Origin of the sequence: Pseudomonas sp. BS3782 TE3695, from assembly GCF_050435305.1 — a bacterium.
GTDB lineage: Bacteria > Pseudomonadota > Gammaproteobacteria > Pseudomonadales > Pseudomonadaceae > Aquipseudomonas.
This window is the reverse complement of the sequence record NZ_JBNDKB010000001.1, coordinates 5,882,125-5,901,570: the sequence shown is the minus strand read 5'-3', so window position 1 is coordinate 5,901,570 and position 19,446 is coordinate 5,882,125. Positions and strand designations below refer to the sequence as shown.

Below are 19,446 nucleotides of genomic sequence, written 5' to 3'. Positions count from 1 at the left end.
CTTTCTATAAGGCTGGGAACGGAGCGGGCGCGATCAAGCCGAAACCCGCGCGATGGTGTCGTCGCTGCGCAGGGTGAAGATCTCGTAACCGGTTTCGGTCACCAGCAAAGTGTGTTCCCACTGCGCCGACAGCTTGCGATCCTTGGTGATAGCGGTCCAGCCGTCACCCAGCACTTTGGTGTCGGCCTTGCCCTGGTTGATCATCGGCTCGATGGTGAAGGTCATGCCGGCTTTCAGTTCCATGCCGGTGCCGGCGCGGCCGTAGTGCAGGATTTGTGGTTCTTCGTGGAACACCTTGCCGATACCGTGGCCGCAGAACTCGCGAACCACCGAGAAGCCATTCTTTTCGGCATGCTTCTGGATCACTTCACCGATATCGCCCAGGCGGCAGCCCGGTTTGACCAGTTCGATGGCTTTGTACATACATTCCTGAGTCACCTGGGACAGGCGCTCGGCCCAGACCGGCACGGTACCGACATGGAACATACGACTGGTGTCGCCGTGGTAACCGTCCTTGATCACGGTGACGTCGATGTTCAGCGTGTCGCCATCCTTCAACGGTTTCTCGTTCGGGATGCCATGGCAGACGACATGGTTGATCGAGGTGCAGATCGACTTCGGGAAGCCCTTGTAGTTGAGCGGGGCAGGGATGGCTTTCTGCTCATTGACGATATAGTCATGGCAGATGCGGTCCAGTTCTTCGGTGGTGACACCCGGTTTGACATAATCGGCAATCATTTCCAGCACATCGGCGGCCAATTTGCCGGCGATCCGCATTTTTGCGATGTCCTCTGGGGTTTTGAGGGTGACGGTCATACAGGCTCTCTCTGCGCTCGATGGCGCCTTCTAAAACGAAATGGGCATTGCGTGAGCGATCTTCGCAGCCCTGAAAAACGCGATTCTACCAGACGATCAGCGCAAATCTGAGCCTCTGTGCATCGCTTCTCTCTATAGGATGGCGCATTCTGGGGAGATTCCAAGGCCGGGGCCAAAAGCATTCCTCAGGTTTTCGGAATCCGGGTTCCGTTTTTTTCTGCCTTGTGGTATAAAATGCGCCGCTTTCCGGGGATACCCTGAAAAGCTTAAATCCACACACGTGTCGACACGATGACCTGGGTGCCTTCAGCTGATGCTGCTGGTTGGTCATTGGGATACGTGGAGGCCAAACCCGACTTATTAAGGAACTATCATGTCCCAAGTCAACATGCGCGATATGCTGAAGGCCGGTGTGCACTTCGGTCACCAGACCCGTTACTGGAACCCGAAAATGGGTAAGTACATTTTCGGCGCGCGTAACAAGATCCACATTATCAACCTTGAAAAAACCCTGCCAATGTTCAACGAAGCTCTGACTTTCGTAGAGCGTCTGGCCCAGGGCAAAAACAAGATCCTGTTCGTCGGCACCAAGCGTTCCGCTGGCAAGATCGTTGCTGAAGAAGCAGCACGTTGCGGTTCGCCGTACGTCGATCACCGCTGGTTGGGCGGCATGCTGACCAACTTCAAAACCATCCGTGCTTCCATCAAGCGTCTGCGTGACCTTGAAGTGCAAGCCGAAGACGGTACTTTCGCCAAGCTGACCAAGAAAGAAGCGCTGATGCGCACTCGCGATCTTGAGAAGCTGGATCGTTCCCTGGGTGGTATCAAGGACATGGGCGGTCTGCCAGACGCTCTGTTCGTTATCGACGTTGATCACGAGCGCATCGCGATCACCGAAGCCAACAAGCTGGGCATCCCGGTTATCGGCGTAGTCGATACCAACAGCAGCCCGGAAGGCGTTGACTACATCATCCCAGGCAACGATGACGCAATCCGCGCTATCCAGCTGTACATGGGTTCGATGGCTGACGCTGTAATCCGCGGTCGCAACCACGTTGCTGGTGGTACCGAGCAGTTCGTTGAAGAAGCTCCGGCAGCTGCAGCTGAGTAATTGACGCCCTGGCGTTGACTCAGTAAGCAAAAAGGGGGCTTGGCCCCCTTTTTGCCACCTCGAAAACCATTTGTGAGCAGCGCAGCTACAGCATTTGTAACGTGCAGCGGCTAACAAGGGTGGTTCGGGAAGAATTGAACGCCCGTTCGATCGGGTGGAATGGTTGAAAACCTATCCAAGAGGAATTTGAAAATGGCAGAGATTACTGCAGCGTTGGTCAAAGAACTGCGCGAGCGTACCGGCGAAGGCATGATGGACTGCAAAAAGGCCTTGACCAAGGCTGGCGGCGACATCGAAAAAGCCATTGATGACATGCGTGCTTCGGGCGCCATCAAGGCTGCCAAGAAAGCCGGCAACGTAGCGGCTGAAGGCGCTATCGCTCTGAAGGAAGACGGCAAATCCGCCGTTCTGCTGGAAGTGAACTCGCAGACCGACTTCCTGGCTCTGCAGGACGACTTCAAGGCATTTGTTACTGCAAGCGTTGAAAAAGCGTTCGCTGACAAGCTGACTGACGTTGCTCCGCTGATCGAAGCTCAAGAAGCTGATCGCCTGGTACTGGTCGGCAAGGTTGGCGAAAACGTCAACATCCGTCGTCTGGCACGGGTTGAAGGTGACGTTGTTGGTGGTTACCTGCACGGCAACAAGATCGGTGTTGCAGTCGTTCTCAAGGGCGGCACCGTTGAGCTGGCCAAGGACATCGCTATGCACGTAGCGGCGACCAACCCTGAATTCCTGCTGCCGTCGGAAGTTTCCGCTGAAGCGATTGAGCGTGAGAAGGGCGTATTCCTGACTCTCAACGCTGACAAGATCGCCGGCAAGCCGGAAAACATCGTTGAAAACATGGTCAAAGGCCGTATCAGCAAGTTCCTGGCCGAAGCCAGCCTGGTTGAGCAGGCGTTCGTCAAGAACCCTGAAGTCAAGGTCGGCGAACTGGCCAAGAAAGCCGGCGCTGAAATCGTTTCCTTCACCTACTTCAAAGTGGGCGAAGGCATCGAGAAGCCGGTCGACAACTTCGCTGAAGAAGTGGCTGCCCAACTGGCTGCTGCCAAGCAATAAGACAGTTTTTTAACTGTCGCCCTGAAGAGGCTGCCCGCTCACGCGCGCAGCCTCTTTTCAGATGGGGATGCCAATTTATTTGGCTTCTCGTCGGAACTGGCTTACAAAGCCGTGTTCCGATGGCGCTGTGATAGCGTCAAGCTAGAGTGAACGCTGGCTGCAAACAGCCCGCAAAGAATTTTTAAAATACGCCGCAGGAGAGATTCGCAATGGCTCAGCAGGGCAGTGGTTATCAGGCTCGCTATAAACGCATTCTACTCAAGCTTAGCGGCGAGGCCCTGATGGGCTCGGAAGAGTTCGGGATCGATCCGAAAGTTCTGGATCGCATGGCGCTGGAAGTTGGCCAACTGGTCGGCATCGGTGTTCAGGTCGGTCTGGTGATCGGTGGCGGCAACCTGTTCCGCGGCGCGGCGCTCAGCGCGGCGGGCATGGATCGGGTCACTGGCGACCACATGGGCATGCTGGCTACTGTGATGAACGCCCTGGCGATGCGCGATGCGCTGGAACGTGCCAATATCTCGGCCATCGTGATGTCCGCCATTTCCATGGTTGGCGTGACCGATCACTACGATCGCCGCAAAGCCATGCGTCACCTGAACGCCAAGGAAGTCGTGATTTTCGCGGCCGGTACCGGTAATCCGTTCTTCACCACGGATTCGGCAGCCTGCTTGCGTGCAATCGAAATCGACGCTGACGTCGTGCTCAAGGCAACCAAGGTCGATGGCGTTTACACGGCTGATCCATTCAAAGACCCGCATGCCGAGAAGTTCGATCATCTGACTTATGATGAAGTACTGGATCGCAAGCTGGGCGTGATGGATCTGACGGCCATTTGCCTGTGCCGCGACCACAAGATGCCGTTGCGCGTATTTAACATGAACAAGCCCGGCGCCCTGCTGAACATCGTACATGGCGGCGCTGAAGGGACCCTGATCGAGGAAGGCCAACAATGATCAACGAAATCAAGAAAGACGCTCAAGAGCGCATGAAAAAATCCGTCGAGTCGCTGATGCACAACTTCGGTCGTATTCGTACGGGCCAGGCGCACCCGAGCATTCTTGAAGGTGTGATGGTTCCGTACTACGGCGCCGACACGCCGATCAAGCAAGTGGCGAACATCACCGTTAAAGACGCCCGTACCCTGCAAGTGGTTGCCTTTGAGCGCAACATGCTGGGTGCTGTCGACAAGGCCATCGGTAGTGCAGGTCTGAACCTCAATCCGACCAACCTCGGTGAGTTGCTGCTGATCTCCATGCCGGCCCTGACCGAAGAAACCCGCAAGGGCTTCACCAAGCAGGCTCGCGATGTCGCCGAAGATGCCCGTGTTGCGGTGCGCAACATCCGTCGTGATGCGAACAGCCAACTCAAGGATCTGGTCAAGGAAAAGGAAATCAGCGAAGACGAAGAACGTCGCGCTGCTGGCGAAATTGATGATCTGACCAAAAAGTACGTGGCTGAAATCGACGCGAATTTGGCGCAGAAAGAAAAAGACCTGATGGCCGTATAAGGGTCGCGTTTTAATGGATAAGACAAAGCAGACTGCGCCGTCCGCGGTGCCGCGCCATGTCGCGATCATCATGGATGGTAACAATCGCTGGGCGAAAAAACGCTTTATGCCCGGTGTCGCCGGCCATAAAGCGGGCGTGGATGCGGTGCGTGCGGTGATCGAAGTGTGTGCCGAGGCCGGGGTCGAAGTATTGACCCTGTTCGCGTTCTCCAGCGAGAACTGGCAGCGCCCGGCCGATGAAGTCAGTGCCTTGATGGATTTGTTCTTCAAGGCGTTGCGTCGCGAGGCCAAGCGCCTCAACGACAACAACATCAGTTTGCGCATCATTGGCGATCGCTCACGCTTTCACCCGGAACTTCAGGCCGCCATGCGCGAAGCCGAGGCGATGACTGTCGGCGCCAACCGCTTTGTCCTGCAGATCGCTGCCAACTACGGCGGTCAGTGGGATATCGCGCAAGCCGCGCAGCGTCTGGCTCGAGAAGTTCAGGCCGGGCATCTGCGTCCGGAGGACATTACCCCCGAGCTGTTGCAAACCTGCCTGGCGACCGGTGATCTGCCGTTGCCAGACTTGTGCATCCGTACCGGTGGCGAGCATCGCATCAGCAATTTCCTGCTGTGGCAGCTGGCTTACGCCGAGTTGTACTTCTCCGACCTGTTCTGGCCGGACTTCAAACACGACGCCATGCGCAATGCGCTAGCCGATTTCGCTTCTCGCCAGCGTCGCTTCGGTAAAACGAGCGAGCAGGTCGAGGCTGGAGCCCGGGTTTAATGCTTAAACAACGAATCATCACGGCACTGATTCTGCTGCCGATTGCCTTGGGCGGGTTTTTCCTGCTCGAAGGGTCCGGTTTTGCGCTGTTCATCGGGCTGGTGGTGACGCTTGGGGCGTGGGAATGGGCGCGGTTGGCAGGTTTCGCTGCTCAGTCAATTCGCCTTGCCTATGCCGCTGTGGTCGCGTCGATGCTGTTTTTCATGTACATCCTGCCGGGGCTCGCGCCTTGGGTGTTGGGGGCTGCGGTGCTCTGGTGGGGCATGGCCACGTACCTGGTATTGACCTATCCACAGTCCAGTCAACATTGGGCCAGTGCTGCCTGCAAGCTGGTGATCGGTTTGTTGATTCTGTTACCGGCGTGGCAAGGCCTGGTGCTGATCAAGCAGCAGCCCTTGGGTAACTGGCTGATCATGGCGGTGATGGTGCTGGTCTGGGGGGCCGATATCGGTGCGTACTTTTCCGGTCGGGCCTTCGGCAAACGCAAGCTGGCGCCACAAGTCAGCCCTGGCAAGAGCTGGGAAGGCGTGTACGGCGGCTTGCTGGTGAGTCTGGTGATTACCGCCATCGTCGGTTTTGTGCGGGACTGGAGTTTCGCGCAGATGCTGATGGGGCTGTTCGGTGCCGCAGTCATCGTGTTCATTTCGGTGGTCGGCGACCTCACCGAAAGCATGTTCAAGCGCCAATCGGGGATCAAGGACAGCAGTAATCTGCTGCCCGGCCACGGCGGCGTGCTGGACCGCATCGATAGCCTGACGGCAGCGATTCCGGTATTCGCCGTGTTGCTGTGGATGGCGGCACCGTGAGCCGCCCACAACAGATTACCGTGCTGGGAGCGACCGGTTCGATTGGTCTGAGCACCCTCGACGTCATTGCCCGTCATCCCGAGCGTTATCAGGCTTTCGCCTTGAGCGGTTTTACTCGTTTGAGTGAGCTGCTGGCGCTGTGTGTGCGTCATGTGCCGCGCTTTGCCGTCGTGCCGGAATCTGGCGCTGCCCAACGCTTGCAGGATGATTTGCGCGCGGCCGGTCTGTCGACCCGGGTTCTGGTAGGGGAGGAGGGTTTGTGTCAGGTCGCCTCCGATCCGCAAGTCGATGCGGTCATGGCGGCCATTGTCGGTGCGGCGGGCTTGCGTCCGACCCTGGCGGCGGTCGAGGCTGGCAAGAAGATTCTTCTGGCTAATAAAGAAGCGCTGGTGATGTCCGGTGCGCTGTTCATGCAGGCTGTGCGCAAAAGCGGTTCAGTGCTGCTGCCGATCGACAGTGAACACAATGCGATTTTCCAGTGCATGCCACAGGATTTCGCTCGTGGGCTTGGCGCGGTCGGGGTGCGTCGGATTTTACTGACAGCCTCTGGTGGCCCGTTCCGGCAGACGCCCATGGCCGAACTGGAGCATGTTACCCCCGAGCAAGCATGTGCCCACCCGAATTGGTCCATGGGGCGCAAAATTTCGGTGGATTCGGCCAGCATGATGAACAAAGGGCTCGAGCTGATCGAGGCCTGCTGGTTGTTCGATGCCACGCCGTCCCAGGTCGAAGTGGTGATTCATCCCCAGAGCGTGATTCATTCGCTGGTCGACTATATCGATGGTTCGGTATTGGCGCAGTTAGGCAATCCGGACATGCGCACGCCGATCGCCAATGCCTTGGCCTGGCCGGAACGAATCGACTCGGGTGTTGCGCCGCTGGACCTGTTTGCCATCGCTCGCCTGGATTTCCAGGCGCCCGATGAGGAGCGTTTTCCGTGCCTTCGCCTTGCGCGTCAAGCCGCCGAAGCTGGCAATAGCGCGCCGGCCATGCTCAATGCCGCGAATGAAGTGGCGGTGGCGGCCTTTCTCGACGGGCGGGTTCGCTACCTGGAAATCGCGAGTATTATCGAGGAAGTATTGAACCTCGAGCCTGTGGTTGCAGTGGATGATCTCGAGGCAGTGTTTACGGCTGATGCGAAAGCACGGGTACTGGCCGGGCAATGGTTGAGCCGTCACGGGCGATAAGTGCTGCAATACGTTGCCCCATGCAGCACTGATAGGATTGCGGAGAAAGTACATGAGCGCGCTCTATATGATTGTCGGCACCCTGGTAGCGCTGGGTGTGCTGGTCACCTTTCACGAATTCGGCCATTTCTGGGTCGCGCGTCGCTGTGGGGTCAAAGTGCTGCGTTTCTCCGTGGGCTTTGGCATGCCGTTGCTGCGCTGGCACGACAGCAAAGGCACTGAATTCGTCATCGCCGCCATCCCGTTGGGCGGCTACGTTAAGATGCTCGATGAGCGTGAAGGCGAGGTTCCGGTCGACCAGATCGATCAATCCTTCAATCGCAAATCCGTCCGTCAGCGCATCGCCATCGTCGCGGCCGGCCCGATTGCCAACTTTCTATTGGCAATGGTTTTTTTCTGGGCATTGGCAATGCTGGGCAGCGAACAGGTGCGGCCGGTTATCGGCGCGGTCGAGTCTGGCAGTATTGCCTCCAAGGCAGGTTTGAGCCCGGGCCAGGAAATCATGGCTGTCGATGGCGAGCCAACTTCCGGCTGGGCCGCGGTGAATCTGCAACTGATCCGTCGTCTGGGCGAGAGCGGTGCCGTTCAATTGCTGGTACGTGAGCAGGGCTCAACGGTGGACTCACCCCGTGAGCTGGTGCTGGACAAGTGGCTCAAGGGGGCTGAGGAGCCAGATCCGATTCGCTCGTTGGGCATTCGCCCTTGGCGTCCGGCGTTACCACCCGTCCTGGCCGAATTTGATCCGAAAGGGCCGGCGAAGGCTGCCGGCCTGAAAGCCGGTGACCGCTTGTTAGCCCTTGATGGCAAGGCGCTGGACGACTGGCAGCAAGTCGTCGATATCGTGCGTATGCATCCGGATACCAAAATCATGCTGCGGGTCGAGCGCGATGGTGCTCAAATCGACGTCCCTGTGACATTGGCCGCTCGTGGCGAGAGCAAGTCGCCCAGTGGTTATCTGGGTGCAGGGGTGAAAGCGGTCGAATGGCCACCAGAGATGATTCGCGAAGTCAGTTACGGTCCGGTGGCTGCGATTGGCGAAGGTGCCCGACGCACTTGGACCATGAGCGTGCTGACGCTCGATTCGCTCAAGAAAATGTTGTTCGGTGAGCTCTCGGTAAAAAACTTGAGTGGACCGATAACCATTGCTAAAGTGGCGGGCGCTTCTGCCCAGTCGGGCGTCGCCGATTTCCTGAATTTCCTTGCTTATCTGAGTATTAGCCTGGGGGTTCTGAATTTGTTGCCCATTCCTGTACTGGATGGGGGGCATTTGTTGTTTTATCTGATCGAGTGGGCGCGTGGTCGCCCCTTGTCGGATCGGGTGCAAAGTTGGGGGATACAGATCGGTATCAGTTTGGTGGTCGGGGTGATGTTGCTTGCTCTGGTCAATGATCTGGGTCGACTGTAACGCTTCGCTGAATTGCGAATCTGCCGCATTTTGCGGCAGTTTTTATTGCCAGTTGGAATAAGAAAGGACTTCATGAAACGTCTGCTGCTAACTGCGGTTCTCACCGTATTGATGATCGCCGAAGTTCACGCCGAGTCCTTCACTATCTCTGATATTCGCGTCAATGGCCTACAGCGGGTCTCCGCGGGTAGCGTCTTTGGTGCCTTGCCGTTGAACGTCGGCGAACAGGCGGATGATCGTCGCCTGGTGGAATCCACTCGTGCGTTGTTCAAAACCGGGTTCTTTCAAGATATCCAGCTGGGGCGCGATGGCAACGTCCTCGTCATTACTGTAGTCGAGCGTCCGTCAGTCGCCAGTATCGAGATCGAAGGCAACAAGGCGATCTCCACTGAAGACCTGATGAAGGGCCTCAAGCAATCCGGTCTGGCTGAAGGCGAGATCTTCCAGCGCGCGACCCTTGAAGGCGTACGTAACGAGTTGCAGCGTCAGTACGTCGCTCAGGGCCGCTACTCCGCTACCGTCGATACCGAGGTGGTGCCACAACCGCGTAACCGCGTGGGCCTGAAGGTCAACATCAACGAAGGCACCGTTGCAGCTATCCAGCACATCAACGTGGTGGGTAACACTGTTTTCCCTGATGAAGACCTCATCGACCTGTTCGAACTCAAGACCAGCAACTGGTTGTCGTTCTTCAAGAACGATGACAAGTACGCTCGTGAAAAACTCTCCGGTGACCTGGAGCGTCTGCGCTCCTACTATCTGGACCGCGGCTATATCAATATGGATATCGCCTCGACCCAGGTGTCCATTACTCCGGACAAGAAACACGTCTACATCACCGTCAACGTCAACGAAGGCGAGAAGTACACCGTTCGTGACGTCAAGCTCAGCGGCGACCTGAAAGTGCCTGAAGACCAGGTCAAGTCCCTGTTGCTGGTCCAGAAAGGCCAGGTGTTCTCGCGCAAGCTGATGACCACTACGTCCGAACTGATCACCCGTCGTCTGGGTAACGAGGGTTATACCTTCGCCAACGTCAACGGCGTGCCTCAGCCCCATGATGAAGACCATACGGTCGACATCACGTTCGCTGTCGATCCGGGCAAGCGTGCTTACGTGAACCGCATCAACTTCCGTGGCAACACCAAGTCCGAAGACGAAGTGCTGCGCCGTGAAATGCGTCAGATGGAAGGCGGTTGGGCTTCGACTTACCTGATCGATCAATCCAAGACGCGTCTGGAACGTCTGGGCTTCTTCAAGGAAGTCAACGTCGAGACGCCGGCCGTGCCTGGTGTCGATGACCAGGTTGATGTGAACTACAGCGTTGAAGAACAGGCATCCGGTTCGATTACCGCCAGCGTCGGTTTCGCCCAGAGTGCAGGTCTGATCCTCGGTGGTTCGATCACCCAGAACAACTTCCTCGGTACCGGTAACAAGGTCAGCGTCGGTTTGACCCGCAGTGAGTACCAGAGCCGCTATAACTTCGGTTATGTCGACCCGTACTGGACTGCTGACGGTGTGAGCCTGGGTTACAACGCTTTCTATCGGACTACCGACTACGATGAGCTTGACGCCGACCTCACCAGCTATGCGGTAGATAGCCTGGGTGCGGGCGTGAACGTGGGCTACCCGATCAGCGAGACTTCGCGTTTGACCTTCGGTCTATCGGCACAGCAGGACGATATCAAGACCGGCCAATACACCGTTGACGAGATTTTCGACTTCGTTAACCGTGAAGGTGATAGCTACCTGAACTTCAAGGCTTCGGCCGGTTGGTCCGAGTCCACTTTGAACAAAGGCGTATTGGCGACCCGTGGCCATTCCCAGAGCCTGACGCTGGAAACCACCACTCCGGGTAGCGATCTGTCGTTCTTCAAGCTTGATTACCGTGGCCAGTTGTTCCAGCCAATTACTGAAAACTACACTGTGCGTCTTCATACCGAACTGGGTTATGGCGATGGCTACGGTTCGACTGATGGCTTGCCGTTCTATGAGAACTACTATGCTGGTGGTTTCAACTCGGTTCGTGGTTTCAAGGACAGTACACTGGGTCCGCGCAGTACACCTAGTCGTGGTCAGGCTGTCACGGGTAACGCCGGTACGGTCGCCGACCCGGACCAGGATCCGCTGCCATTCGGTGGTAACGTTCTGATCCAGGGTGGTGTCGAAGTGCTGTTCCCGCTGCCATTCGTCAAGGATCAGCGTTCCCTGCGTACTTCGGTATTCTGGGATGTGGGTAACGTATTCGACTCCAAGTGTGACAAAACGACGAATGCCAATGTCGGTTCGACCGCTCAAACCGAATGCAACGACATCAGTCTGAGCAATATGGCCAGCTCCGTCGGTCTCGGCGTGACCTGGGTTACCGCACTGGGTCCTTTGAGCTTCGCGTTGGCCATGCCGATCAAGAAACCGGATGACGCTGAGACTCAAGTGTTCCAATTCTCCCTCGGCCAGACGTTCTAAGCGTCTGACCCAAGATAACGACAATGGATTTTGTAGGAGTGCATCGTGCGTAAGTTGACTCAATTGGTTCTCCTGGCGACCGTACTGGTTGCAGGACCGGCTTTTGCCGATATGAAAATCGCCGTACTGAATTATCAGATGGCCTTGCTGGAATCCGATGCGGCGAAAAAATACGCCGTGGACGCCGAGAAGAAGTTCGGCCCGCAACTGACCAAGCTCAAAAGCCTGGAAAGCAGCGCCAAGGGTATTCAGGATCGCCTGATGGCTGGTGGCGACAAGATGCAGCAAGGCGAGCGTGAACGTCTGGAGCTCGAGTTCAAGCAAAAGGCCCGTGATTTCCAGTTCCAGTCCAAGGAACTGAACGAAGCCAAGGCCGTTGCCGACCGTGAAATGCTGAAGCAGCTCAAGCCGAAACTGGACAGCGCTGTGGAAGAAGTCATCAAGAAAGGTGCTTTTGACCTGGTCTTCGAGCGTGGCGCAGTGATTGATGTCAAGCCTCAGTACGACATCACTCGCCAGGTTATCGAGCGCATGAATCAGCTGAAGTAACCCATGACAGCGACTATAAAGCTCGGCCAGTTGGCCGAGTTCCTCGGCGCCACCTTGCGTGGCGACCCGAAGAAAGCAATTACTGGGCTAGCCACTTTGCAAGAGGCTGGCCCAGCTCAGTTGAGCTTTCTGGCAAATCCTCAATACCGCAAATACCTGGCTGACAGTCAGGCCGCTGCTGTATTGCTGAAGGCCGCTGACGCTGAGGCTTTTGCCGGTGATGCGCTGGTGGTGCCTGATCCGTACCTGGCCTACGCACGCGTTTCCCACCTGTTCGATCCCAAGCCCAAGGCGTCTGTCGGTATTCATCCGACAGCGGTGGTGGCGGCGGATGCGGTGGTCGACCCGGCGGCGAGCATCGGTGCTTTTGCGGTGATCGAAAGTGCTGCGCGTATTGATGCAGGTGTGACCGTTGGGGCTCATTGCTTCATTGGTGCGCGCTGCGAAATCGGCGAAGGCGGCTGGTTGGCTCCGCGTGTCACGCTGTATCACGATGTGCGCATCGGCAAGCGGGTGGTGATTCAATCCGGTGCCGTGCTCGGCGGTGAAGGCTTCGGTTTTGCCAACGAGAAAGGCGTCTGGCAGAAAATAGCCCAGATTGGCGGAGTCTCGATCGGCGATGACGTGGAAATAGGCGTAAATACCGCTATCGATCGCGGCGCACTGGCCGATACCGTTATCGGCAATGGTGTGAAGCTCGACAACCAGATTCAGATCGCTCACAACGTCCAGGTCGGTGATCACACTGCCATGGCCGCCTGTGTGGGGATCTCCGGCAGCACCAAAATCGGCAAGCATTGCATGCTCGCCGGTGGCGTAGGGCTGGTGGGCCATATCGAGATTTGCGACAACGTTTTCCTGACCGGGATGACCATGGTGACCCACTCGATTGCCGAGCCGGGTTCCTATTCTTCCGGTACGGCGATGCAACCGGCAGCCGAATGGCGCAAAAGCGCGGCCCGTATCCGTCAGCTCGATGACATCGCGCGACGACTGCGACAGCTGGAAAAGCGTGTAGGGGACGTGACCCCTGACGGTAATGCTTCATCAGATGGCTGATACCATTTCCATATCAAGTGTGCACAGCCGTTAGACTGCCTCCTTGATTTGCTAGAGGAGTGCGCGTCAATCGCGCGCTCCCAATCTTTACATAGGCTTCCCCCCGAAATGATGGACATCAACGAGATTCGCGAATACCTGCCTCACCGTTACCCGTTCCTGCTGGTGGACCGGGTCGTGGATCTGGATGTGGAAGGCAAGCGCATTCGCGCCTACAAGAATGTCAGCATCAACGAACCGTTCTTCAATGGTCACTTCCCTGCGCATCCAATCATGCCGGGCGTATTGATCATCGAAGCGATGGCTCAGGCTGCCGGGATCCTTGGTTTCAAAATGCTCGACGTGAAGCCTGCCGACGGCACGCTTTACTACTTCGTCGGCTCAGACAAACTGCGCTTCCGTCAGCCCGTGCTGCCAGGTGATCAGTTGATCCTGGAAGCCAAGTTCCTGAGCTGCAAGCGTCAGATCTGGAAGTTCGAATGCCAGGCTTCGGTCGATGGCAAGCCAGTCTGCTCCGCTGAAATCATCTGCGCGGAACGCAAACTATGAGTTTGATTGACCCTCGCGCAATCATCGATCCGACGGCCATTCTGGCCGACGACGTCGAAGTCGGCCCTTGGTCGATCATCGGCGCAGGTGTGGAAATCGGCGAGGGGACAGTGATCGGGCCGCATGTGATTCTCAAGGGCCCGACCCGAATCGGTAAGCACAACCGCATCTACCAGTTTTCTTCGGTAGGCGAGGACACACCCGATCTGAAATACAAGGGCGAAGAAACCCGTCTGGTCATCGGTGACCACAACGTCATCCGTGAAGGCGTGACGATTCATCGCGGGACCATTCAGGACCGTTCGGAAACGACCCTGGGTGATCACAACCTGATCATGGCCTATGCCCACATCGGTCACGACAGCGTTATCGGCAACCACTGCATCCTGGTCAACAACACCGCGTTGGCGGGCCATGTGCACGTTGAAGACTGGGCGATCCTGTCCGGTTTTACCCTGGTTCACCAGTATTGCCACATTGGTGCCCACAGTTTTTCCGGCATGGGCACTGCCATTGGCAAGGACGTTCCCGCCTACGTCACGGTATTCGGCAACCCTGCCGAAGCCCGCAGCATGAATTTCGAAGGCCTGCGTCGTCGCGGTTTCAGCGAAGATGCGATCCACGCGCTACGTCGTGCCTATAAGGTGGTTTACCGCCAGGGCCTGACGGTCGAGCAGGCGCTGGCTGAGCTGGCCGAACCCTCGCTGCAGTTCCCGGAAGTCGCGGTGTTCCGTGACTCCATCCAGTCTTCGACCCGCGGCATCACCCGTTAACCATGGCCAATTTGCGTATTGCGCTGGTGGCGGGAGAGGCTTCCGGTGACATTCTGGGTGCGGGCCTCATGCGCGCGCTCAAGGCTCGGCATCCGGCAGTCGAGTTCATCGGTGTCGGCGGTCCGCTGATGCAGGCTGAAGGCTTGACCTCGTATTTCCCGATGGAGCGCCTTTCTGTCATGGGGCTGGTGGAAGTGCTGGGCCGTCTGCGCGAACTCTTGGCGCGTCGCAAGAAACTGGTCGCAGACCTGATCGCCGAGAAGCCGGACGTTTTCATCGGTATCGATGCCCCGGACTTCAACCTCAATATCGAACTCAAACTGCGTCAGGCCGGAATCAAGACCGTGCATTACGTCAGCCCGTCGGTCTGGGCCTGGCGGCAGAAGCGGGTGCTGAAGATTCGCGAAGGATGCGACCTGATGCTGACGCTGTTCCCGTTCGAAGCTAAATTTTATGAAGAGAAGGGTGTGCCGGTGCGGTTTGTCGGTCATTCCCTGGCCGATGCGATACCGCTTGAGGCTGATCGCGCCGCAGCGCGGGCCGAACTTGGCTTGCCGGATGGGCCGCTAGTCGCCCTGATGCCCGGTAGCCGGGGTGGTGAAGTCGGGCGCCTGGGTGCGCTGTTCCTCGACACTGCCCAGCGCTTGCGGGCCATGCGCCCGGGCGTACGGTTCGTCATGCCCTGCGCGAGCCCGCAGCGCCGGGCCCAGCTTGAAGAACTGCTGGCTGGTCGTGATCTGCCACTGACTTTGCTCGATGGCAAATCCCATCTGGCCCTGGCGGCTTGCGATGCCGTGTTGATCGCTTCGGGCACCGCTACGCTGGAAGCACTGTTGTACAAGCGGCCGATGGTGGTCGCTTATCGCTTGGCACCGCTGACGTTCTGGATTCTCAAACGGATGGTGAAGAGTCCCTATGTCTCGTTGCCGAATCTGCTGGCCCAGCGCCTGCTGGTGCCGGAGTTGTTGCAGGACGATGCGACGGTTGAGGCCTTGGCCCAGACCCTGTCGCCACTGATCGAAGGTGGCCAGGAGCAGACCCGAGGCTTTGACGAAATCCACCGAACGCTGCGCTTGGATGCCTCCAATCAGGCTGCGGATGCGGTACTGAACCTGATTGGCAGAGCATAATGAGCAAAGCGAGTAAGCAGCTGGGTCTGGATTTTATGTTGGTCGATGAACTTGTAGATCTAGTGGCGGGTGTCGATGAAGTCGGTCGCGGCCCGCTGTGCGGTGCGGTGGTGACGGCGGCAGTGATCCTCGATCCGAGCCGCCCCATCCTGGGCCTCAACGATTCGAAGAAGCTCACCGAAGCCCGTCGCGAAGCGCTTTACGACGAAATCTGCGAAAAAGCTCTGAGCTGGTATGTCGCTCGGGCTGAAGTAGAAGAAATCGACGAGCTGAATATTCTTCACGCCACCATGCTGGCCATGCAGCGTGCGGTCGAGGGGCTGCACATTCAGCCGAAACTGGCGATGATCGACGGCAACCGTTGCCCGAAACTCTCGATGCGAGCGGAAGCGGTAATCCAGGGCGATGGCAAGGTACCGGCCATCGCTGCGGCATCGATTCTGGCCAAGGTCAGCCGTGATCGAGAAATGGCCGCGTTCGAATTGATTTATCCGGGTTACGGGATTGGCAGCCACAAAGGCTACGCGACGCCCGTTCATCTGGAAGCGTTGGTGCGTCTCGGTCCCACGCCGATCCACCGCCGTTCGTTCGCGCCAGTGCGTGAGGCTTACGAAGCGCTGGAAAACCTGTTGGGCAGTTAGTCGCAGGCTGATGTTTTACTCAAGGCCCGGTACAATCCGGGCCTTGTTGTCTTTACGTTTCTAGTTTCTAGACAGGATCACTATGCCGGCTTCATTCGTCCATCTACGCCTGCACACTGAATATTCCCTGGTCGACGGTCTGGTGCGGATCAAACCGCTGGTCAAGACCCTGGTCGGCATGAACATGCCTGCCGTGGCGGTCACTGACCAGAACAACATGTGTTCCCTGGTCAAATTCTATAAAGCGGCCATGGGCGCGGGGATCAAGCCGATCTGCGGCGCCGACCTGTGGCTGTCGAACAAGGATCCGGACAACCCCTTGAGCCGGATCAGCCTGTTGGCGATGAATGCGGTGGGCTATCGCAACCTCACCGAGCTGATTTCCCGTGGCTTCATCGACGGCCAGCGCAATGGCTCGGTGATCATCGAACGCGAGTGGGTGGCTGAAGCCAGCGAAGGCTTGATCATGTTGTCGGCGGCGAAAGAGGGCGAGATCGGTCTGGCCATGCTCAGCGGCAACCCGGACGAAGCCGAAACCCTGGCTCGCGAGTGGATGGCGGTGTTCCCGGATCGCTTCTATCTGGAAGTCCAGCGCACCAGCCGCCCCAATGACGAAGAACAACTGCACGGCGCCGTGGCCCTGGCGACGAAAATCGGCGCGCCGCTGGTGGCCACCAACGATGTGCGTTTCATCAAGCAGGAAGACTTCGAAGCCCACGAAACCCGCGTGTGCATCGGTGAGGGCCGCGCCCTCGACGATCCGCGGCGGTCGAAGAATTACAGCGATCAGCAATACCTCAAAAGTGCCGAGGAAATGGCCGAGCTGTTCAGCGACTTGCCCGAGGCGCTGGAAAACACGGTTGAGATCGCGAAACGCTGCAACATCGAGGTGAAACTGGGCAAGCACTTTCTGCCCAACTTCCCGATTCCCGATGGCATGACCATCGACGAGTATTTCCGCAAGGTTTCCTTCGACGGTCTGGAAGAGCGCCTCAGCGTTCTACTGCCCAAGGACACCACCGAAGACTACGAAGCCAAGCGTCAGGTCTATGTCGACCGGTTGAATTTCGAGCTGGATATCATCATCCAGATGGGCTTCCCCGGTTACTTCCTGATCGTGATGGACTTTATCCAGTGGGCCAAGAGCAACGGCGTGCCGGTCGGTCCGGGGCGTGGGTCGGGTGCCGGGTCGCTGGTGGCCTATGTGCAGAAGATCACCGACCTTGACCCGCTGGAATATGACCTGCTGTTCGAACGTTTCCTTAACCCGGAACGGGTATCCATGCCCGACTTCGACGTCGACTTCTGTATGGACGGCCGTGACCGGGTGATTGATTACGTGGCCGAGAAATACGGCCGTAACGCGGTTAGCCAGATCATCACCTTCGGTTCCATGGCGGCCAAAGCGGTGGTCCGTGACGTGGCGCGGGTGCAGGGCAAGTCCTACGGTTTGGCGGATCGTCTGTCGAAGATGATTCCGTTCGAAGTCGGCATGACCTTGGAAAAGGCCTACGAGCAGGAAGAAATCCTGCGCGACTTCATCAAGGTCGATGAAGAGGCTGCGGAAATCTGGGAAATGGCGCGCAAGCTTGAAGGCGTTGTGCGTAACGTCGGCAAACACGCCGGTGGTGTGGTAATCGCGCCGACCAAGCTGACCGACTTCTCGCCGATTTATTGCGACGAAGCGGGTGATGGTCTGGTAACCCAGTTCGACAAGGACGACGTCGAGGCGGCCGGTCTGGTGAAGTTTGACTTCCTGGGGCTGCGGACGCTGACGGTCATCGACTGGGCGCTGAAGACCATCAACCGCGATCGTGCCAAGGTCAACGAGCCACCGCTGGATATCGCCTTTATCCCGCTGGACGACAAACCGACCTACACGCTATTGCAAAAAGCTGAAACCACTGCGGTGTTCCAGCTCGAGTCGCGCGGCATGAAAGAGCTGATCAAAAAGCTCAAGCCCGACTGCCTTGAAGACTTGATCGCACTGGTGGCCCTGTTCCGTCCGGGCCCGTTGCAATCGGGCATGGTGGATGACTTCATCAACCGTAAGCACGGTCGCGCGGAGCTCGCGTATCCGCACTCGGATTACCAGTACGAAGGCCTCAAGCCAGTCCTGGCGCCGACTTACGGCATCATCCTGTATCAGGAACAGGTGATGCAGATTGCCCAGGTCATGGCCGGTTACACCCTTGGCGGTGCAGACATGCTGCGTCGCGCCATGGGTAAGAAAAAACCCGAAGAAATGGCCAAGCAGCGTGGCGGTTTCATTGAAGGTTGTGCCACCAACAATATCGACGCCGACCTGGCCGGTAACATCTTTGACCTGGTAGAAAAGTTCGCCGGTTACGGCTTCAACAAATCCCACTCCGCCGCCTATGGCCTGGTGTCGTACCAGACCGCGTGGCTGAAAACCCACTACCCGGCGCCGTTCATGGCCGCGGTACTGTCGGCGGATATGCACAACACCGACAAGGTCGTGACCTTGATCGAAGAAATTCGCACCATGAAGCTGCGTCTCGACGCGCCGGATGTGAATACTTCCGAGTTCAAGTTCACGGTGAATGACGAAGGCCGCATTATTTATGGCCTCGGCGCAATCAAGGGGGTGGGTGAAGGGCCGGTGGAAGCGATCACCGAGGCGCGTCAGGACGGACCGTTCAAGGATCTGTTCGATTTCTGTGCCCGTGTCGATCTCAAGCGGATCAACAAGCGCACCCTGGACGGTTTGATCCGCAGCGGCGCGCTGGATCGTCTGGGTCCGTATTTCCATGATGAACCCAAAGCCTATCAGGCCAGCATCGACCAGAACCGTGCGGTCTTGTTGAACGCGATGGAAGGGGCGATCAAGGCTGCCGAACAAACCGCACGCACCCACGACAGTGGCCACGCCGACCTGTTTGGCGGGTTGTTCGTCGAGGAAGACGCCGACGTCTATGCCAATCATCGCAAGGCCAAGGAACTGACCCTCAAGGAACGCCTGAAAGGGGAGAAAGACACCCTGGGCCTGTACCTGACCGGTCACCCGATCGACGAGTACGAAGGCGAGATCCGTCGCTTCGCCCGTCAGCGCATCATCGATCTCAAGCCCGCTCGCGATACCCAGACGGTCGCTGGCATGATCATCGCCCTGCGGGTGATGAAGAACAAAAAGGGCGACAAGATGGGTTTCATCACCCTCGACGATCGCTCCGGACGGATCGAAGCCTCGCTGTTCGCCGATGCCTTCCATTCCGCGCAGTCGCTGTTGCAGACCGACGCGATGGTGGTGGTCGAAGGTGAAGTCAGCAATGACGATTTCTCTGGCGGTCTGCGCCTGCGGGTCAAGCGCGTGATGAGCATGGAAGATGCGCGCACCAACCTGGCCGAAAGCCTGCGCCTGAAATTGCACACCAAGGATTTGAAGGGCGATCAGCTACGCTGGCTGGGTGAGCTGTTCAAGCGCCACCGCGGCGCGTGTCCGATCACCATGGAGTACACCAGTCCTGATGCAAAGGCCTTGTTGCAGTTCGGCGAGACCTGGCGAATCGACCCGGCGGATGCCTTGATTCAAGCTCTGCGTGACCAGTTCGGGCGTGACAACGTCTTCCTCCAATACCGTTGACGGCAAGGTGCCATTCCTTAC

Annotated in this window: 17 protein-coding genes; 16 read left to right on the top strand and 1 reads right to left on the bottom strand. The window is 57.7% G+C overall.

From position 1 onward, the window contains the following. Positions 1–33 precede the first annotated feature (33 nt). Positions 34–816, bottom strand: a complete 783-nt coding sequence (gene map, locus ABH909_RS26760; protein WP_095631674.1) for a type I methionyl aminopeptidase — start codon at positions 814–816, stop codon at positions 34–36. 373 nt (positions 817–1,189) lie between these two features. On the opposite strand from map, the gene rpsB reads away from it, so the two are divergent. The 16 genes from rpsB to dnaE all read left to right on the top strand — a co-directional run bounded on the left by rpsB (position 1,190) and on the right by dnaE (position 19,425). Next, positions 1,190–1,927, top strand: a complete 738-nt coding sequence (gene rpsB / locus ABH909_RS26755; protein WP_007907989.1) for a 30S ribosomal protein S2 — start codon at positions 1,190–1,192, stop codon at positions 1,925–1,927. A 192-nt stretch (positions 1,928–2,119) separates the two neighbouring features. Continuing rightward, entirely contained in the window at positions 2,120–2,983 is an 864-nt protein-coding gene (gene tsf, locus ABH909_RS26750; protein WP_429438882.1) for a translation elongation factor Ts, read from the top strand. Positions 2,984–3,192: 209 nt separating this feature from the next. Beyond that, positions 3,193–3,936 (top strand): UMP kinase, encoded by a 744-nt coding sequence (pyrH, locus tag ABH909_RS26745; protein ID WP_003172271.1) that lies wholly within the window; start codon positions 3,193–3,195, stop codon positions 3,934–3,936. Then, positions 3,933–4,490, top strand: coding sequence for a ribosome recycling factor (frr, locus tag ABH909_RS26740; RefSeq protein ID WP_095631672.1), 558 nt, complete (start codon positions 3,933–3,935; stop codon positions 4,488–4,490). Before pyrH ends, frr begins: the two co-directional genes overlap by 4 nt. A 13-nt stretch (positions 4,491–4,503) precedes the next feature. Further along, entirely contained in the window at positions 4,504–5,259 is a 756-nt protein-coding gene (gene uppS, locus ABH909_RS26735) for a polyprenyl diphosphate synthase (protein WP_007907977.1), read from the top strand. Next, complete coding sequence (locus ABH909_RS26730; protein ID WP_429438878.1) at positions 5,259–6,065, top strand: phosphatidate cytidylyltransferase; 807 nt, start codon at positions 5,259–5,261, stop codon at positions 6,063–6,065. Before uppS ends, ABH909_RS26730 begins: the two co-directional genes overlap by 1 nt. Next, complete coding sequence (gene ispC / locus ABH909_RS26725) at positions 6,062–7,252, top strand: 1-deoxy-D-xylulose-5-phosphate reductoisomerase (RefSeq protein ID WP_429438876.1); 1,191 nt, start codon at positions 6,062–6,064, stop codon at positions 7,250–7,252. The genes ABH909_RS26730 and ispC overlap by 4 nt, the downstream gene beginning before the upstream one ends. Positions 7,253–7,304: 52 nt before the next feature. Next, complete coding sequence (gene rseP / locus ABH909_RS26720) at positions 7,305–8,657, top strand: sigma E protease regulator RseP (RefSeq protein WP_429438874.1); 1,353 nt, start codon at positions 7,305–7,307, stop codon at positions 8,655–8,657. Positions 8,658–8,729: 72 nt separating this feature from the next. After that, complete coding sequence (gene bamA, locus ABH909_RS26715) at positions 8,730–11,120, top strand: outer membrane protein assembly factor BamA (protein WP_429438872.1); 2,391 nt, start codon at positions 8,730–8,732, stop codon at positions 11,118–11,120. A gap of 45 nt (positions 11,121–11,165) precedes the next feature. Beyond that, positions 11,166–11,669, top strand: a complete 504-nt coding sequence (locus ABH909_RS26710; protein WP_007907155.1) for an OmpH family outer membrane protein — start codon at positions 11,166–11,168, stop codon at positions 11,667–11,669. A gap of 3 nt (positions 11,670–11,672) precedes the next feature. After that, positions 11,673–12,728 (top strand): UDP-3-O-(3-hydroxymyristoyl)glucosamine N-acyltransferase, encoded by a 1,056-nt coding sequence (gene lpxD / locus ABH909_RS26705; RefSeq protein WP_429438870.1) that lies wholly within the window; start codon positions 11,673–11,675, stop codon positions 12,726–12,728. 108 nt (positions 12,729–12,836) lie between these two features. After that, entirely contained in the window at positions 12,837–13,277 is a 441-nt protein-coding gene (gene fabZ, locus ABH909_RS26700; RefSeq protein WP_007907157.1) for a 3-hydroxyacyl-ACP dehydratase FabZ, read from the top strand. Continuing rightward, positions 13,274–14,050, top strand: a complete 777-nt coding sequence (gene lpxA / locus ABH909_RS26695; RefSeq protein ID WP_008010226.1) for an acyl-ACP--UDP-N-acetylglucosamine O-acyltransferase — start codon at positions 13,274–13,276, stop codon at positions 14,048–14,050. Before fabZ ends, lpxA begins: the two co-directional genes overlap by 4 nt. A 2-nt stretch (positions 14,051–14,052) precedes the next feature. After that, on the top strand, positions 14,053–15,180 hold the full coding sequence (lpxB, locus tag ABH909_RS26690; protein WP_007907162.1) for a lipid-A-disaccharide synthase: 1,128 nt from the start codon (positions 14,053–14,055) through the stop codon (positions 15,178–15,180). Further along, positions 15,180–15,821, top strand: coding sequence for a ribonuclease HII (gene rnhB / locus ABH909_RS26685; protein ID WP_429438867.1), 642 nt, complete (start codon positions 15,180–15,182; stop codon positions 15,819–15,821). Before lpxB ends, rnhB begins: the two co-directional genes overlap by 1 nt. 82 nt (positions 15,822–15,903) lie before the next feature. Continuing rightward, positions 15,904–19,425, top strand: coding sequence for a DNA polymerase III subunit alpha (gene dnaE, locus ABH909_RS26680; RefSeq protein WP_429438864.1), 3,522 nt, complete (start codon positions 15,904–15,906; stop codon positions 19,423–19,425). Positions 19,426–19,446 lie beyond the last annotated feature (21 nt).

What these genes read in the sequence shown, in the direction of transcription:
- rpsB (WP_007907989.1), top strand. Translation starts at nt 1,190, where the DNA reads ATGTCCCAAGTCAACATGCGCGATATGCTGAAGGCCGGTGTGCACTTC.
- bamA (WP_429438872.1), top strand. Translation starts at nt 8,730, where the DNA reads ATGAAACGTCTGCTGCTAACTGCGGTTCTCACCGTATTGATGATCGCC.
- lpxA (WP_008010226.1), top strand. Translation starts at nt 13,274, where the DNA reads ATGAGTTTGATTGACCCTCGCGCAATCATCGATCCGACGGCCATTCTG.
- lpxB (WP_007907162.1), top strand. Translation starts at nt 14,053, where the DNA reads ATGGCCAATTTGCGTATTGCGCTGGTGGCGGGAGAGGCTTCCGGTGAC.
- rnhB (WP_429438867.1), top strand. Translation starts at nt 15,180, where the DNA reads ATGAGCAAAGCGAGTAAGCAGCTGGGTCTGGATTTTATGTTGGTCGAT.
- dnaE (WP_429438864.1), top strand. Translation starts at nt 15,904, where the DNA reads ATGCCGGCTTCATTCGTCCATCTACGCCTGCACACTGAATATTCCCTG.
- rseP (WP_429438874.1), top strand. Translation starts at nt 7,305, where the DNA reads ATGAGCGCGCTCTATATGATTGTCGGCACCCTGGTAGCGCTGGGTGTG.
- fabZ (WP_007907157.1), top strand. Translation starts at nt 12,837, where the DNA reads ATGATGGACATCAACGAGATTCGCGAATACCTGCCTCACCGTTACCCG.
- tsf (WP_429438882.1), top strand. Translation starts at nt 2,120, where the DNA reads ATGGCAGAGATTACTGCAGCGTTGGTCAAAGAACTGCGCGAGCGTACC.
- uppS (WP_007907977.1), top strand. Translation starts at nt 4,504, where the DNA reads ATGGATAAGACAAAGCAGACTGCGCCGTCCGCGGTGCCGCGCCATGTC.
- ABH909_RS26730 (WP_429438878.1), top strand. Translation starts at nt 5,259, where the DNA reads ATGCTTAAACAACGAATCATCACGGCACTGATTCTGCTGCCGATTGCC.
- frr (WP_095631672.1), top strand. Translation starts at nt 3,933, where the DNA reads ATGATCAACGAAATCAAGAAAGACGCTCAAGAGCGCATGAAAAAATCC.
- lpxD (WP_429438870.1), top strand. Translation starts at nt 11,673, where the DNA reads ATGACAGCGACTATAAAGCTCGGCCAGTTGGCCGAGTTCCTCGGCGCC.
- pyrH (WP_003172271.1), top strand. Translation starts at nt 3,193, where the DNA reads ATGGCTCAGCAGGGCAGTGGTTATCAGGCTCGCTATAAACGCATTCTA.
- map (WP_095631674.1), bottom strand. Translation starts at nt 816, where the DNA reads ATGACCGTCACCCTCAAAACCCCAGAGGACATCGCAAAAATGCGGATC.